Source organism: Acinetobacter sp. YH12043 (assembly GCF_013419915.1).
In the GTDB taxonomy this organism is placed as follows: domain Bacteria; phylum Pseudomonadota; class Gammaproteobacteria; order Pseudomonadales; family Moraxellaceae; genus Acinetobacter.
Window position 1 is genome coordinate 1 of record NZ_VOZD01000019.1, and the last position, 17,755, is coordinate 17,755.

12 protein-coding genes are annotated in these 17,755 nt (G+C 44.9%); all 12 read right to left on the reverse strand.

Going from position 1 to position 17,755, the window contains the following annotated elements:
- Positions 1-537 precede the first annotated feature (537 nt).
- Entirely contained in the window at positions 538-3,267 is a 2,730-nt protein-coding gene (locus FTU01_RS10160; protein WP_180138973.1) for a hypothetical protein, read from the reverse strand.
- Positions 3,268-3,276: 9 nt separating this feature from the next.
- The gene (gene terL / locus FTU01_RS10165; protein WP_180138975.1) at positions 3,277-4,929 is read right to left on the reverse strand and encodes a phage terminase large subunit; all 1,653 of its coding nucleotides are present in this window, start codon (positions 4,927-4,929) and stop codon (positions 3,277-3,279) included.
- A gap of 2 nt (positions 4,930-4,931) precedes the next feature.
- On the reverse strand, positions 4,932-5,267 hold the full coding sequence (locus FTU01_RS10170) for a hypothetical protein (RefSeq protein ID WP_180030894.1): 336 nt from the start codon (positions 5,265-5,267) through the stop codon (positions 4,932-4,934).
- A 65-nt stretch (positions 5,268-5,332) separates the two neighbouring features.
- Positions 5,333-7,858: a hypothetical protein gene (locus FTU01_RS10175; RefSeq protein WP_180138977.1), complete on the reverse strand. Its 2,526-nt coding sequence runs from the start codon at positions 7,856-7,858 to the stop codon at positions 5,333-5,335.
- A 64-nt stretch (positions 7,859-7,922) separates the two neighbouring features.
- The gene (locus FTU01_RS10180) at positions 7,923-10,760 is read right to left on the reverse strand and encodes a lytic transglycosylase domain-containing protein (RefSeq protein WP_180138979.1); all 2,838 of its coding nucleotides are present in this window, start codon (positions 10,758-10,760) and stop codon (positions 7,923-7,925) included.
- Positions 10,760-12,775, reverse strand: coding sequence for a methyl-coenzyme M reductase (locus FTU01_RS10185; protein WP_180138981.1), 2,016 nt, complete (start codon positions 12,773-12,775; stop codon positions 10,760-10,762). The genes FTU01_RS10180 and FTU01_RS10185 overlap by 1 nt, the downstream gene beginning before the upstream one ends.
- Positions 12,775-13,158, reverse strand: coding sequence for a hypothetical protein (locus FTU01_RS10190; protein ID WP_180138983.1), 384 nt, complete (start codon positions 13,156-13,158; stop codon positions 12,775-12,777). The genes FTU01_RS10185 and FTU01_RS10190 overlap by 1 nt, the downstream gene beginning before the upstream one ends.
- A gap of 2 nt (positions 13,159-13,160) precedes the next feature.
- Positions 13,161-13,613, reverse strand: a complete 453-nt coding sequence (locus FTU01_RS10195; protein ID WP_180138985.1) for a GNAT family N-acetyltransferase — start codon at positions 13,611-13,613, stop codon at positions 13,161-13,163.
- Positions 13,614-13,615: 2 nt separating this feature from the next.
- A complete protein-coding gene (locus FTU01_RS10200; RefSeq protein WP_180138987.1) occupies positions 13,616-15,640 on the reverse strand; it encodes a carbohydrate-binding protein in 2,025 nt (674 codons plus the stop codon).
- Positions 15,640-16,206, reverse strand: coding sequence for a hypothetical protein (locus FTU01_RS10205; protein WP_180138989.1), 567 nt, complete (start codon positions 16,204-16,206; stop codon positions 15,640-15,642). The genes FTU01_RS10200 and FTU01_RS10205 overlap by 1 nt, the downstream gene beginning before the upstream one ends.
- Positions 16,207-16,264: 58 nt before the next feature.
- Positions 16,265-16,672 carry a Gp49 family protein gene (locus FTU01_RS10210; protein ID WP_180030907.1) on the reverse strand — a complete coding sequence of 136 codons (408 nt, stop codon included), beginning with the start codon at positions 16,670-16,672 and terminating at the stop codon, positions 16,265-16,267.
- Positions 16,673-16,850: 178 nt separating this feature from the next.
- The gene (locus FTU01_RS10215; RefSeq protein ID WP_180030909.1) at positions 16,851-17,750 is read right to left on the reverse strand and encodes a phage capsid protein; all 900 of its coding nucleotides are present in this window, start codon (positions 17,748-17,750) and stop codon (positions 16,851-16,853) included.
- Positions 17,751-17,755 lie beyond the last annotated feature (5 nt).

Here is a 17,755-nt window from a genome sequence, read left to right on the forward strand (position 1 = left end):
TTCTTGACTCAAGCATTAATGCAGTACGATCTTCAAAGTTAAGATGATGGTATGACAATTTTATATACTCCATAAACCCTTTAAATTAATTAGGTGGTTTATGTCGCACTTCAAGTTTTACTCTGCCTTTTTTTGGGGGTTGTTGCTTCTTCAAAATCAAATTCAGAAACAGGAGACACAAATCCGATTCTATTTATTGCAGTATTTATTGTAACAATGATTTTTTATATTGCTCTTAATAAATTAAGATTTACAGGGAAATACTTAAAATATTTTTATTATTACATATACTCTTTAATCTTGATTATTGTAGCACTACCAATTTTTGGACAAGCACAAGTTAAACGTATTGCAATGATCTGTCTATTAATTTCGTTATTTGCTATTTACGATACAATAGAGTCAAAGTTCAAAAGAGAGAATTTAATAATAGTTAGAGTGCTCTTTATATTATTCGCAATTTCACCAATTCTAATATCATCAACCCTCCAAGATATTATTAATTATTAAAGAAATGGGGCTATTAGCCCCATTTACTTATAATCCTAGAATTTTATTCTGCCAAGCTACTGGTATTGAAACACCCTTATCTGATCTCCCTGTAATAGCCGCACTAATTGACCCACGTGATCGAACAACATTTACGATATGCGGGGATTCGTTCAAATAGTTTCCTTGTACGAGCTGTGATGTTGATGAGCCTGTTGTGTTGACCCCATTTAACAAAAGTGTTAATTCAGAGCTACCATTGTAGTCACAGTAAACAATACCACCACCCAGTACATTTGTAGTGCCACCATTAATACTAACAGTATTGCTACCGTATCTAGTCCAAAAACAAGCGTTTTCCATTTCACCTGATACGTTTGATTTCTCTACATCACAATCAACTATGTTTATATCTGCACCTAGCAAAACAACTCTACCGCTTATTTTCAAAACTGGCTTTGTCGTCAATGATGCTAGAGACTTGATAGACACACTCTCATTAATCAGATAAACACCATCTAATGCGAAATCTCCACTCGACATAATGACAATATTCATCTTTCTTGAACCATCTGCAACAGCGTGATCTAAGAATGAGAATTTGTCTGTTATGCGCTTAAACGCCTCATCGAGAGTTTGCAAAGCTTGACTATCAACAACCCCGCAATTTAAATCACTACCTGCGGAACTAACATATATAGTGTTGTCTGTATGCTTATATTTAACACCCTTTGCATAAGCATTTAAAGTTTCAGGAACTCTTATTACAGTTCCATACCGACTTACTTTTTTAAATACGTCTTGCTGTGGTGTTCCAGACTTACCGTAAACCTCAAGGTTCATTTTACCGCCCGAGCCGAAGCAATATACACCCTGGTCAAAAGCACCAGTATGTATACCAATATCTAAATCAGATGCAAAGGAGACAAGTCCATAATTGACAGCACCTTCTGTATATAGAGTACCAATAATAAAACCACCATTGCATATTGCTGCATTTACATGTGAGCCTTCGCACGTGATAGCTGTTGATATTGAGCCATAACCATAGCGACTTACAAACCCGAAAGTTTTATCAGTGTTATTCAGAATATCATCTGTATCTGTATCTGGGGTAAAGAAATCAATCAGATTGGTTGCAACAAGAGGTGTAGTGCTTCTGTCGCTATTGTAATAACCATTGAAAGTACAGTTATTATTGTCAAACTCTGCAAGAAAGCCGCACTTATGCGACAAAGCAAAACTGTCTACCTCAGATTCCCAACTCGCATTCATCATAATGCCATAATCAAAGCCGTGACAAGCTACCTCAATCTTAGATAAAGGTGAGTTTTGTATTCTCAACCCCATAAAAGCACGTGTTCCGTTTGCAGTAAACAGATTGAACCCTGTTAGCTTCAGGTCGGGAGTGTGACTGATTAAACCATCGTCATACTGTTTACCACCTGTTTTCTCATCATAAGCAACTCGAATACCACCTGTCTTCCAGTTTGATGTGGACATCAATGGTTTTAAAGGGTCTGAGAAATTAGCAATTAATTTAGAACAAACAGTGTCAGCAGGTGTCATAAATGACATTTTTCCAGAGCCGACAATTCGGGTGCCTGCTCCAATCCAAAGCGTATCAGATATAACGTATCCAATTTTTGTAGCGGGAATCTCTAAAGTCAACCCGCCCTTTTTACGATTCATAACCGCAACAGATGTGTCAAATGCTGTTGGTGAAATAAAATCAAGAATTTTCTGCAATGCAACCGTACTATCTTGACCTTCGATAGCTCCAGCCCATTCAGGTTGAATGTTTAAAGAATCCCACACACGTGCCCATCCATTGAACACAATAATGCCGTCATTGAATGTTGATAGTGTAGACTTGTATATAAACTGCCCACCGCCTGCATTTTCACCTGAGTGATATGATTTAACACAGACAACTTGTCCATCTTTACGTGGTGTTATATTGATTAAATCATTAATAGATTCAATTTCTTGAATCGTTTTATCATTAATTTCTTTCTGATTTTCTGTCCCATCTTTAACGTTAACAGCATCTTGATAAGCTTTTACCCAAGATGTTATTAATTCATCATAGCGATAATTCCCTAAGTCCTTTACATATACGGTTCTTCCATTCCATACATTTGAAATTTCTTCTAAAGCTTCTAAGCTATCAACATGTGTAATTGCTAAAGCATTAATAGTGCCCTCATTGATTGCTTCATCAATCATAGAGAGGAACATATCTTTTAGAATTTGATCGCCTTTAATACGATCAGCTATCTCTTTTGAAAGATCATTAACTAATTGAGCAATATCACTTGTATTTTCATTTACGTTTTGTTGTAGGTTCTCTAGCCAATCGTCAATTGTATTTATTTGGTTTTGTAGATTGGTATCACCTGCAATACTATCAGCGATCTCTTTAACTAAAGCGAGCCATATAACTTGATCACGATGTCCAAGTTCTTGTAACTTGTACCAGATCGAATCAAAATCTTTATTAATTGTGGCTGGACGCAGTGAGTTGTCATAACTTTGAAAGTTTGTATCACGGCGATATGGTGTATTACGTTGCAACGTAATCTTTTTATCAGCTGCTGGTGCGACATTAAAAATCACTTGCTCATCAGTAAGTGACCATGTTGAATTATCTACTTCAGCATCATCCAACATCACAATTAAGTGATCTTTATCTTTGCAATCAAAATCAAGCGGAAATACGGTAGTCACACCGTTTGCGGTATATTCAATATATGGTGTTTGTTCTTGAACAGCCATACAACCCCCCTAATATTCAAAATCTAAAGTGGCTTCAACTACGCCACTATTCCCTCTCCAATTAGGACCTTCATTGACTTCGTTATTTCTGTGTATTTTGCCTACTCGTTCCGGTGAATCAGTCAGCGTTCCAGCAAATGAGTCCAGATAGTCATCTTCCTGATCAGTAATAGCCGGGTTAAACATACGCATCTGCTTGTATTGGACTGAGCTATTTTCACCTTCTTCTGGTGTGTCGATCACAGATACATGCACCCAGACTAGACCTGATACCAGTGGCCCTTCAATGGCTTCTAAAATACGTTTATTTTTGGCACCGGTTGCATGATGCTCAGTCACACCACAGCGTAATTTACGCGCCTTCAATGCACCTTTAAGTGCAGCTGCTGCGAATCCACCAATGCCGTTGGTCTCAATAACAATTTTAGAAACATGGAACTGCTCGATCAGATCGCAGAGTTGCCAAGCCTGACCGCCTGTGATTTCCCCCTGTTCATTAGAAGTAATTACTTCACCTTTTAGGGCTACAGATCTGTGCCAGTACTTGGTTCCTAGATCATCATGCAGGGCTATCGCAACGGCTGAAATATCGGATTTAATTTTCCCGGATGATGGATCCCAGCGTGCAGTGATACCCACAATGCGGCGCTCACCAAGCATCATGTAATATTCACCGTTTGCACGTTTCAGTACTGGCTCACAGTCATATGGAATCATCTTGTCCGGATCAAGACGCACATCCCCAATTGGTTTGGCATGCATCTGGTATTGACCATCCCACTCATTCAAGGTGCGACATTCTTTACGTCGTTTGCCCATTTCCAGACGTGTGAATCGTTTTGGCCAGAGTGCTTCGCTGTAGACATCGATTAAATAATGCGACTCTTTAAGGACAACTTTGTATGCTGTACCCTGCTTGTGGACAGAATAATCCTTATCTTTTTCTAAAACACGGCCTGAAAAACTGATGCCACTAAATACATAGATCGGCTCAAAATCTACCAGGCATTCAGTGACATTTTCGAAGCGTTTTTCTTTTTCAAACATCCGAAGAATTAAACAGTTTGCCCCCTGTTTCTGGACATCGGTATAAAGTGAATCATGGGTGTGCGGTGTGCCCACAAACAGTTTTTGTCCACCTGGTATGAGAATGTGAGTCTGCTCACCCAGTCGATAGCGTAGCTTTGCACGTGCTTCAGGCGTGCCGATGTTCGCTGGCATTTCAACATCATCATTCTGGATCTCATGCGCACGTGCACCCGTGACGTTGGATAGCACACCACGCGCATGGATTGAGCCATGACGAACATCACTTGAGCCACTAATCCACCACTTTTGCAGTTCTCCACGGGCTTTGTGTACGTTGAATAACTGACAAAGTGGATGCTTTTCTACGACCTGCTGTGTTCCTCGACTACACTTCGCTGCATCATCATCGGTTGCACCTTGATGCAATATCAAATGCTCTGGATTGCAGTAAAGTTTCCAGGCGTTATAGATGTCCAGAATCGTAGATTTACCGTGACCACGTGGCATCATCAATAGACCAAGTGGCCCGTAATCCTCCAAGAAATCACAGACATCTAAATGAAAGTCCGGCACATCCCAGTTCATCGCTTCCGCATAGACCAGGAAGAATGCAGCAAAGCCCACCTTAACCATGATTAGCTCGGACGCTGTTTACGTTCTTCCAGCTTTTTGGCCACACTCTCAAGAATGGCTGTCGCCTGTGCTTCTGGTGAAATCTTTCTGCCGCTGCCATCACCTGCCGATTCTTCATCATCAACCAGAACGCGGTTCAATTTCTCCATGCAGGTCAGGGCTTCTTTAGCACCTTTGTATAGCCAGACTTTATCGCCACGACCATTTTTATCGAATACATCCTGCCCGTAGGCTTCAGTCATCAGATCAATAGAATCGTTCGCTGCCATCTCCATGCATAGCTTTAATTTTTCAACCGTTTCAGGTTTTAAAAAACGCACTCTCTTTTCATCAGCCATAAAAAATCCCCCGTATATAGTCCATATATACAAGGGATGAAAAACATGAAAAATGAGTATTTTCTCTAGTCTACGACACGATCAAAATCAGGCATCTGAATATCACCAATATCATCACCCCAGAAGCGTGTCCGGTCATGTTCACGCTCGGCCTTTCTCAGATATTTTTCTCGGTACCCGGGTGCAATCATGTCTTGCAGCTCATCAAAGACCAGGCGATTTGTAGCGGCTTTGGTGTACCACAAATTTTGTGCAGGGATCTTATTTTTAAGCAGCTTATAGGCTTCATTGGCTGCATTGGTATCCTTGTTTTCGTAGTACTGCGTCATGTTGCCCACAGTCAAACCAAGCAAAGCTTTAGCATCTGAACCGAATGGGCCTACCATAAAATCAGAAGTACTACGCCCTGAAGTATCAGTACCAGCCACCAGAATGTCACCCAAGATGGATAAGCCGCCACCCTGAACCGCTGAGCGTGTCCAGAAGTTCATTGTCTTTTGTGGATCGTCACTATCCCACATGGTCGAAGGATCATTACCATTGGCCAGCTCTTTAAGCTGTACAGCAAGCGCACCCAGCAATGTGGTCATGGCAAAGATCGATGCACCATAGGCCGCTTTACCTTTCACACCATCCTGTGCCATTGCTCGTGATCCATGGCGCATCAAGAATGCGGCTGGAAAGGATTTAAACTGAAGCATGGATTTGACCAGTTCGCCCATGCCTGTGCCTTTTCGCTGCCCTGCACTCATCCAAGTACGTTCACGCAGTCCGGCTTCAACGACCGCCATTCCCTGTTCATCCAGCAAGTGTGCTTGAAACTGTGTGGCCACTTCGTCACGTACCTTTTGCGGATCTCCAAACGGTTTTAATTTATCGTCTGGTATTTCATAGATTGAACGTGCCGACATCAACTGATTACCTTTACGATCCACCACCGGATCAGCCAGGCGCATGACTTCCCAAGCGCGTTCGTTCAGTCCGGTTTTTTCTATCAGCTCCCGATCCAGTGCGTCCAGATCGGCCCATGCTTTAGTCCGGCTTAAACGTCCGTATTTCTCCATGAGCATTTTGGAGAAGCCTACTTTGCTGGCTGCAGTCAAAGCATTCAGACCAGATATGCGCATAACCTGTGAAGCAATACCACTAGATACTCGGGCCAACTTTTGCGACTTGCCATGTACTGAAGTTAGACCATCATCAGACCAACGTGCGATAGAGCCGAGCATTTCTTCTGTGGCCAGACCTAAGCTGTGCGCCAGCTCCCGATCCTCTTTATTTTTTGGATTGAGCTGTGAAATCAATTCACCAAAAGTTTTACGGTAGGCAATACCATGGATCGATGCAGTCTTTGCAATCATGGCCTGATCGGTGACGGATGAAATTGTGGTACCACCCAGCATCGATGCAACGTTCATTGATCGGTATGCAAGACCGAGATTGGCTAACACTTCAGATTGTGGTGTGTTCTGTCCGGAGAACTCATCAAACATCGTTTGTGCACGTTTACGAGTCTTACCGGTTGAATCTGCATCAATGCCTTTGATCCAGTCCTTTTGCTCTGCTGCATCCATCAATATGCGCATGGCATTTTTAGGACTACTGCCAAGATTTTCCACCATAGCAATATCTTTAGATAAGCCATTAATATGCGCTTCCACCAGGTCTACAAACGGCATGCCACCGAACTCAGCCTGATATTCCATCCACGATTCAGCATCTTTAAAATGCAGTACCCGGCTTTCAGAATGACGGCTGGTGACTTTGGAATTACCCCCAAAGGACTGACGGCCAATTTCGGTTTTATTGGCACCGTTGCTGCTCAAGGTATCAAATGAGTATTCAAGCAGTTCACGGATCTCTTGCTGTGAATAGTACGTGCCATCCTCATGCACATATTTTGAAGTGTCGATTAAGCCTTCTGCTTTTTGCACCCATGCCTGTTTCCCTGCCTTTACGATCTTTTCAAGGCTATGCGTCTGTGGTAATCCCCAATCGTCCAGTTTCCCAATATCACCACCGGCACGGTTAAAACGTTCACGCATGCCTTCAAAGACTTCGCCCATCTTGTCTGAAATCTTCTTGGCCAGTGGGTCGCCAGTGCTGTCATTGAATCGTTCTCGGACAATTTTTTGCACCAGTTCCTTATCGGTAAATATGCCTAAGCCGCCTTTGATGTTGGTATAAAAATCAACAAGATCACCACGGTAAATAGATGCGATAGCTCGCGCTTTGGTGTCAAACGACTGGATGCCAGACATATCACCATGCGCCGCAACCATCCGATCCACCACTTCACTGGCTGATAAGGTTGGATGATCCAGCAAGGCAAGGTTTTTGTTTTGGGTCAGGATGTCACGTGCGGCAATAGCGTGCTTTCGTTTTAGTTGTGCCTGAATATCCTGTGCCACAAACTCACCAGCCTTAACGAGCTTTTCAGCATCGGATAAATTACGCCAGTTCTGGATATCCTGTTTAGCCAAAGACTTCATCGCATCCTTGATCCGGTTTTCAATGTCGGTTGCTTCTTGCTGGTTTAATGTCGCCTTGCCGAGTGCTTTTGCTACGGCGGCCTTGCATTGGTCTTTCATAATAAAAATGCCCAGATAATTTCCATCATCTGAGCATTAATAAGAATGTGGTTTGTTGGGTAACTTATTCCCCAAACTGTAAAGCACAACTAATGGCTGTTTGTGCGGCCAAAGTATCTTCTTGTGCCTGACGTGCTTCTGCTTCAAGCTCATCCAGTCGTTCACGTAAAGACATGGTGATTTCTTCCATTTCCCCATCTGGTCGCATACGGCTAACTGAAATTTGCTGATCCGGATTCTGCATGATGATATCTAAAGCGGCTGATTCTTCCGGCCCATCACCAAACAATGAACCCTGACGCGGATCGCCCATGGCTTCAATCTCATCGATTTTGCTTTGGATGTTTTCACCAATGGCTTTAGCACTACGCTTGTTCTGGTCAAAGACATTCAGGAATTCACGCGCACCAGGTGAAAGTCCGTCATCGATGAGCAAATTCTGATTGAGGTAATCTTCAACCGTCAGATCATTGGCTTTCAAATCACGCAGCTTTTGCGCAGCCTTTGCCAGATCCTTTGCAATCGTGTTCTGATGTCGTCCACCCTGTTTCACCAGACTATCAAGCTGTGCCAGTTGCGGTGCAGCACGTAGCAATGCAGACAATACGGTTTTACTGTCATCGTCCAGATTCTCAGCCATACGGCCAATCAAGGCAGAATCATTAAACGCACGCTGCATGATGGCAGATTCAATACGGCGTTTCCCTTCCTGGCTTAATCGTCCATCACCGGTAATCACTGTACCCTGTTCAGATTTTGGCAATGACCCCACAAAACCGCGTACAAAGTCCATAGAGCCATCTAAATTAATTGAGCCATCATTGTTGATCTTCAGCAAAGAAGCATCAGGCAGACGATCTGAGTCACTCACAGCACGCTCAGTTGCGGAGTACTGCGCCACGTCCGATTCATTGGCCAGTTTGGCAAACTGCGTACGGTCGGTATCAGTTAAACGTGTCCGGACTAAAACAGGCTTGTTAATGCCGTCAATATCAATGCCACGTTCAGCCGCGTACTGTTCCAGGAATGCCCGATATTCTTCAGCACGTCCGGCTTCATAGGCTTTTGCAATGGCCAATGTGCGTCCGTTGCCTGATTCCACTACGTTGTCCATGCCGATAATTGGAGCACCATCAGAAAGCTTTGGAGATTCGCCAAGCAACTCAGGTCGTAGATCCTCGGCCATACGTTCAATCTGCTGGCGTGATGCCTCCCGGGTACGATCACGCGGTTGCAGTTCACCCGGATAAAGTGGATTCACGCCATAGGCCAGATCATTGGATGCAATCAGTTCATCCAGGCTTTTGACTTCATAGGCGAAATCGTAGCTAGATCCATCCATGCCATAGGCTGTGCTGGTACCAGTACCGCCATAACGTGCACTAAGACTGTTCCACTTGTTACGCCATTTACCAATCGCTTGGCCAACGGTCATGCCGGACATGCCGTTATTCTTCACAATGGCATCTGCATTCTTTGAATCGTATTTACGGACGACATCAATCAGCTTTGCATTTGGATCGGCTTTTAAAACTGCAGCTGCTCCACCTGGTCCAAGTAAATGGCCTAGATACTGTTCATGTTCTACCGGCTCACGTCCTAAGCTTTTACGCATGGATGCATTGGCAGACTTAATATGCTTCAGACCTTGCTTGATCTGTTCGTCCACATTGTGACGATCTCCACCACCTTGTCCTTTCCAAGTCTTATCGAGGATCTGGAATAAACCATGTGCAGATGATGTCTTGTTTTTCGCTGTGTGGTCGAATTTGCCGCCTGTTTCAATATGGGCAATGGTAAGAGCTACGGAAGGATTAACGCCCTCCTGCTGCGCTTTACGTGCGATTGACTTGGCATTGCTTGGTAAAGCCATAGTTTCATAATTGACCGGCTTTTTCTTTTCCTCACCTTTGACTGGATGTGTGACGTTCACCGGTCTACCCATGCGCAGTGCTTCAACAGAGGCATCCATGTTCTTATAGTGATTGTTTTGCTGCACCGGATTAGCTGGCTTTACTGGTGCCAGCGTGTTTTCAAATTCCAGTTCATTTAAAACCAGTGCTGCACGTTCTGCTTCGATCTCTGCGCCCAACTGTTCAGGCGTTTTGTTCAGATAGCGATTGGCTCCACGTGCTGCACCAAAAAACAGAGTATTCAGTAGTAGATCTGTGCCAACCGTTTCAGCATTGATCTCGTATTTTTTCGCCTGTTTGTCGTAGCCCTCAGATTCCAGCACCTGACCTGATACCGCTTGGCCACCTTGTGACAATGCAGTAGCACCACCGACAGACAATACGCCGTCCTTGATCACACCACCTGTGCCTTTAAAACCATAGGACATTGGCAAAGCCGTTGATACGGCCGCCACAGCACCATCGACCAAAGCCACTTTTGCGGCTGTTTCACTATCCACGCCATCACGGGTCAGGTCGCCATAGACATAGTGAGACTCGGATAAGCCAGTGACAGCGGCTGCACCTGCTACACCACCAACGGCGCTACCAACCACAGCACGTGTTGCATAATCCCCCAAACTGAATGCAATGTTGCCAAGTGTGCCGGTATTCTCTTTATCTTCCAGATAGTCAATGGACTCATACACCAGATCATCACGCGCCTTTTCCTTGTTCGCCTTGTATGCAGAATAAGGTTCAATGATCTCGTCAGTGCCTACATCCTTGAAAGAATAACTCACACGATCCACCACGGCATCCACCGGTGCAGTAATGGTATCCACAGCCTTTGCAAAGCCGGCACCCATACCGCGCACCGGTGCAGCCAACTGGAACAGGCCGCTAGATTCTTCCTTTTGCTCGACTGGCTTGTGTGCAATCCCTTTGGCGTTTAGTTCATCAACCTGTTTTTGTTCTTCAGTCGTATATTCAGATAACCAGTTGCTCATTACTTGGTTACTCCATCAGGCATGTTCATATAAAACAGCGGTGCACCACGTTCATTGATCAGTGCATAGCGTACCTGTCCTTTCGGTCCTCGTTGTGATTCACGACGTAGGCGCAAGCCCTTGAGCTCAGATTCTGAAATCTGGTATTTCTGTGAGATTGCCGCATAACGGGTATCCAGAATACGCTCAAAACGGTCATCATCCATCCCGTAGGGTTTTGATACCTTCCACGTCTTTTGATTGCCGTACTTCACGCCCTGCTCATATACACCACCAGTGGCCAGACTTAATGCCGTATTCGCTAGGTCCTTGCTCATATCGTCCTTGTCTTTGTGCTGGTAGCCATTACGTTCAGACAGGTGCGCATAGATCGATTTAAAGGCAGCATAGGTCATATTTGCCGTACCACCTGAAACAGTACTGCCAACATACTTATTGAATTCAGCCTTGAGTAGATCATCTTTAGGCATGATTAGCTGCTTGTTTTTCAGTGCTTGTGTGCCTGAAATGATTGCAGCCGCGACATCTTCGCCATCACGTGAACGGTAATTATTGGCACGCGCTACACCAGCCATGAGATAGGAATTATCATCACCACCCAATTGCTTGATTGTAGCTGCCCAGATCTGGCTGCCTTTTGGTACGCCTTTAGATTCAGAAATCAGACTGCCAATGAAGTCTAATTTTTGATTAACCCCCATGCTATCGAAAGCTTGCTTAGCTTCTGGTAAATCCTCGGCTGAAATAGGCTTAACCTTGAGATTGTCATCCTTTAAGGCAAACTGACTCACACCATTTTCCAAGACCTTTGCTGCGAATGACTTGGGATTGGATTTTAATTCACCAGCGTTCAGGCTATGTGTCTTTAATCCAGCTTCACGCACGGCCTGATTTGGGTTGGTTTTCAGCGTCTCGGTTTTCTCTTTGTATAGATCCTCGTATACCTTCAAGACTTTTTCTTCATTCACTGCATCTGCTGATTTGCTATTGGCCATCACAGCCTTTTGCTCATTGATCCGCTTCAACTGTTCCGCTGAAGATAGACGGGAAAACTTCTGGAAGTTGTTCGACTGTGACTTATAAAAATTATATTCCGCTTCGTGTTCAGTACCTTTCACTGAATCACTGACACTCTGAATATAATCATCATCCAGAGCACGACCAGTGAGCACCTGAGATTTGAAATCATTCAGGACTTTTCCGGCCAGCTGCACACGCTTGTTTTCTTCAACCTGCACCTGTTTTTCAATGGCATCGATCCGGCTAAGAATCTGCGCCTTTTTCTGCTGCGCTTGTGGTCCGCCCAGATAGCTGAATTTGCCCTCATCCAGTTCTTTCACCAGGCTTTGCAGGTCGGTAGTGTCCTTGCTTTCGATGGCAGAAGTAATACGTCCGTCAATATCCAGAACGTCACGCGAAGTGTGATAGGTATTAATTCGCTGCTGCTTTTCTGGTTCTGGAAGGTTTAAAACCTCGAGTTTTTCTTTAAGGTATTGCAAGCCTTCTTCACGGCCCATACGTGTTGCAATCTCAGTGGCACGATCTGCAACAACTACACCCTTCTGAGCATCAGCTCGTAACTGCAACGGCAAGAAGCCAGTCGCGTTTCTGGTCGCATTTTCTGTCCAGTAATTTTCCAGCTCATGCATAGAATCCCAAGGCAGTTCATTCTGCATCTGCTTGAAGCGTGCCTTTGACCATTCATTGAATGTCTTGTTCGCCTGGTCTGCATTCATGGCACCGTTAGACACATCGTTTTTCAGTAGCGTGATCTGTTCCGACATTTCACGTGTCATCACATCATCAAGCTTGACCTTCGCTTCCTGCTTGGCCAGATCATTGTGATACAGCTCGACACGTTTAGCCGATACTTCCGCTTCTTCCTGCTTGCGTTTGCGTTCATCCAGAACGCCGTCCACTACCTTGCCAATACTGGAAAGGCCGGTCATCGGTGTATGTTGCTGCAAGGTTGGTTGTGATGTAACACGGCCTTGTGAACGTGGAATAATCGCCATTACTTCCAACCTCCTGATGAAGCCGCACCAATAAAGTCGGATACAGCTTGCATAGCATAATTGTTACGCTGCATCTTGCCCTGTGTGCGGATCTGCTTTGCCTGATACCCTGCATCCGAAATATTCATTGAAGCGTTATAGGCTGCATCAGAGATATGCTCATCCTGAAGCATTGCTGCTGCACCTACATCCACATCCACGCCATTTTCCGCAGCCTGTGCACGCGCTGTTGAAGCATTGCTTTTACCTTGCCGTTTCATCTTTTCGGCTTCTGCGAGCGCTACTGACTTCACAGTTTTGGCATTACCCTTTGACACGGCATCTGCCATTTGAGCATTTGCCATGTTTTGAACGCCTTGCATGATTCCACCTGGATTGCACATGATTAAATCTCCATTTCCAAAACATAGCCGACCAATTCAAAGCCTAGAGATTCATACAGCTTCACAGTACGTTCAGCATAAATGCCGGTGATGGTACCGACTTGAATACGGTCTGCTTTGTTCATATCAGCCCATACTTTGAATGTTTCAATCAGATCACTGGCTGCACCCGATTTGCGATATTCAGGCAGGACATAAAGACCTTGCTCATAAGCCAGTTTCTGACCTGTTCGCCAGTCGGTATCTAATGCGCCAATTAATGTACCAACTGGATTCTGATACTCATCCATCACAATCATGATTGAGCCGTGTTTATCAATCAGATACGCAAATACATTTCTAGCTCGTTTCTCATCAAAGCCCTGTTTCTTAAACCGTGGTGATTCATCTGTAAGACGCTTGCCCCAGTAAACAAGCGTGTCTAAATCTTCTAGTGTTGCCGGACGTACAAGCATCTTTATTTCTCATTCATTGATACCAACATAGCTACACTCTGCACGTGAAACGGTAGCGGTTTGTTGTGTGTAATTTTTAATTGCATTTCGTGCAAGGTCGACCAGCCATTCATGCTGACATTGACTGGACCGGTATAAGGCAGATTCTGAAAGGCTTGCTGGTTGAATGGCTTATATTCGAGTTCATACTGGTTGTATTGGCCGCCTACAGACTTACGTATATACAAGACCACTTCATGTGCCTGGATCTTATGCAGCATTGCTGTGCTCGGCACCTGGCTATGATCTGGCGGCAAGAACTCAACTTCCATATTGAATGGCTGACCTGCAAACCATGTGCCGGATGTTGGCTGGTTGTCATCGTAGAAGTAGCCATCTGAATTATTGAATCGGTACAGAGTGCTGTTATGCAGGTTTCTACTGGCTAGATCCCCGTTATGGGCAATTTCACAATCCATGTATGAAGTATCGTCCAGCTGCTCAAGCACGACGGATGATTTACGCGCAACCAGCATGAAACACAGGTCATTGCCGTTGGCTTGTGGTAAAGCACAGATCGAGCGTACAGATCCACCAAAGTCATGCTGAGACCAGGCATTCATTTCCTGATCACGGTTTAGCGTAATTGAAGCCACCTTGCCATCATTGAGCACCATCCACACCAGACTGTACGGCGTTTGCTGGTAGGTCAGTTCCTTAATGCCGCCATGATCTTCAGCGATATGCGGTGCAATGGCTGACAGTTCGGGACTGACCAATCCATCCACTTCATAACGATATGACAGTGCACGCAGACGGTTACCACCACGTTGGACAAATAGCAGTTCATTACCCACCAGACATGGTCGAACATTCGCCTTTGCGCCGTAGGTTGTATGCTGTTCAATCTGGGCTGATGCTGGCGTAAATGCGCCGGATGAACTGATTAGAAACTCAGATCCACCCGTTAAAGCGACCACACCACCACGCTGGGCAAGATGCAGAATGTTGTCTGCCTGTGCCGATGATGAAGCCATGGAGAATGCAGACGCATCATCTGTAGATTCCAGAAAGTCGCCATCGTTGCCAATGGCACTGATCCATAACTGGTTCGGATTGTTTTTCGTATTGGCAAAGACCAGGCGCTGTTTAAAGAACGTCACCGTGGATGGATAGCCAGTGGCTGCTGTAAATGCGGCTGTGTTCAGTGTCCATGACTTAGCAATAGCTTGAATGTTGGCATTCAACTTGACCAGTACCTCACCGAGCACACCAGTTGCTGAAACATAAGAAGTAATCTTGACTTGGCCACCGTTGATATTGACGATTGCACCCACATGAGATGGAGTAAATACCGCAGCATCACCAGCCGTTACAGCTTCCCAATCCGTGCTATCAATTGCCGGAACCTTTCCTGTATTGTCCGTTACAGCACGCCATGTCTGGCCGAGATAAATAACACGCTCACCAATGATGTAGTTTTCTGTTGAACTCCAATTGGGAAAAGCAGCCGCATTCAGCGCAATAGATTTACCAACTTCTGTACCTGTAGGCGTTAAAGCCACGTTCGGTGTGGTGTTGATCTCATCTACTGGTGCGGTTACGAAAGTGAATTGCCCGAAATTCCAGTTATCAAAGTCCTTACTACAGACCAGACGATGCACTGGATGATCACCCTGAACAAAGAACATGCGATAGCGTGAATGTGCCACCTGCACCTGAGCCACTTTGGCCGCTGTGTTATACGGCGTGCTGTCTGTATGCACTACGGTTTGGGTTAATGGATCGTAGACCTGAATCGTGCTTATGCCCAAGATCAACAAAAACGGATTGTCTGAGTTCGGCACAAACGGAATCAGGCGAAGTGCACCGTCAAAGACTCCACGAAACTTGGTGCCTGGTCGTTTCTTTGCTCCACCTTCCACCAATGGGATAGCGTTTAGCAGTTTCTTAGCGCCGTTGGCATATTGCTGGATGTCGGTACGTGTCCACAGCAATGGTGATAGTTCACCACTGGACAGGTTATTTTTAAGCAGCCATTGTTTCATTAGTAGCGACTCCCGATATAGCGAGACTCGTCCACGTACAGCATATCTTGCGCTGGTCGTTCTTGCGCATTGATCGCTTTGGCACGCTGGATCAGTTCGCGGTATTGCGCATCTGCTGACTGTCCAGCTGCATCACTGCCGGTATTTGGCTTGCATAGCTTTGCTGCCATCTTGAGTGACATGGCTTCAACCAGCATGGAATCCCACGAATCTTCATTGTCGTTATCAAAGATGTATTCCAGCTGGATTGCATCGGTATTAGCCAGAATGTAGCGGTTTTCAACTTCATACTGTTCCGTGTTGGCGCTCACGATCCGGATATAATCACGCGGCAAAGGAAAGGCATGTCTATATCCAAAGGCAGGATAAGTGGTCACTGGTGCCAGAATAGTACGCGCTTTTGCGCATGACCACGGATGATCACGCAGGATGGATTTTCGCACCTGATCATAGATATTCCGGCAGCGTTCAGCACGTGCCGTGTTCTCATCAAATGAAGCGATATTCTGATCACCGATCAGGCTTAAAGCATGGTTGCAGATAGAAGTTCTGGTTGTAATAGACATAAAAAAGCCCTCAAGTTTTTATGATCTTGAAGGCTTTTAAGAGTGAGTTTGTTGGGTATTAGAATTGCTTATCCAATTCAGCCTGATAAAGCTTTTCTTTTAACAGGTAACCTTCCAATAACCAGATTTTATTGCGTGCATTTTCATACGCAATCTTTTGACCAATTTCAGCATTGAAGTTTTCAGGACTTGCACATGCTGATTCACCTGTAACCGTGAAGCCATTTTTTAAAATGATTACGCAGAATGTGAGTAAATCAAGCTGGACTGGCGGCTGAATCACGCGCATCTCTTCAGGGATTGAGTTGAACTCTTCAGTTGCAGTGAGTGCACCGGCAAAGCCATCACCAGCGGTAAAGTAATGAACACTTTGAATAACTGAATCAATATGATCAGGCGTTAAACGCGGTGCAGTTAAGCCTTTATCTTGAATCTCTTGTTCGATTTGTTGTTCAGTATTTGACATGGGCATATTCTCTTATTTAATTTCTTTCAAACAATTGCGGCACTCTGTCTTGGCATCAGATCCAATCTCAGTCGCACCGTGGAAGCCAAATAAACACATCAGGAATTGAATTATTTTGGCTGCTCATTAAAAAAAGACCCGGCACCCCTGCTCAAGAATGCCGAGCCAAAGCCCCTACTTAACGAAGGAAGTCGATTAAGACAATCTTCTGTTCGTTGGCACGTGCTGCACCGTAAGATGCAATACCGCCGATCTGTTTCACATTTGACTTGTCAGCGCGAGTAACAATGTCAAAGTTAGAGATTGTATTACGGCCATAGTGTGTTGCACCTTTTGCCACTGCAAAGGTACGACCTTCAGTCACACCGCCTGCACCATCTGCCAGTTCTTCATAAGGCAACCAGATAAAGCCACCCCATTTTTTAGCCACATCACCATCCTGGATCTGCTGGATCGTGTCGCGATCCCATTTGGTCAGCTCATCATCCACCAGAATCTGTTCAAGGATTTCTGAGTTGTAGATCATGTACAGCGGCAAGTTGTCACACTGGTTTTTACGGAACAAGGCACGTGCTTTGGCAATCTTGGCCTTATTCATTGGTGTGGCAGATGCTGCAATGGTTTGACCTGCTGGAACTGGTGTAGCTGTGTAACTTTCGCCGTCTGCAGTTTTACGCTGTACCGATGCACCAAGTGATTTATAAATCACACGGTCACGCTGACGATGTTCAGCAGCCAGACACGCCTGCATGTATGGTGAAGTCGGATTTGCTGAAAGCTTCGCTTCATCACGCGGATCGATTGGTACGAATAGGCCGTAATCTTCCATTACTGCTAAACGTGTACCAGCCTCAGGCACGGACCACTTAGTATCAGCAAATCGAGTGGTCATCTTCTCCATTTCCACTGCGCCAAGATCATTGACTGTGAAAGATGAACCTTGAATCTGGCCGCGGTCATGCGCCAGTACCTGAAGCACTGACTGTGTTTGTTGACATTGAATTTCAAACGCATCGTGAAATTGACGCTTGAATGCGGCGGTAATCATCCCGCCATTTGTAGCCATGTCTTGAGCCATGTTGT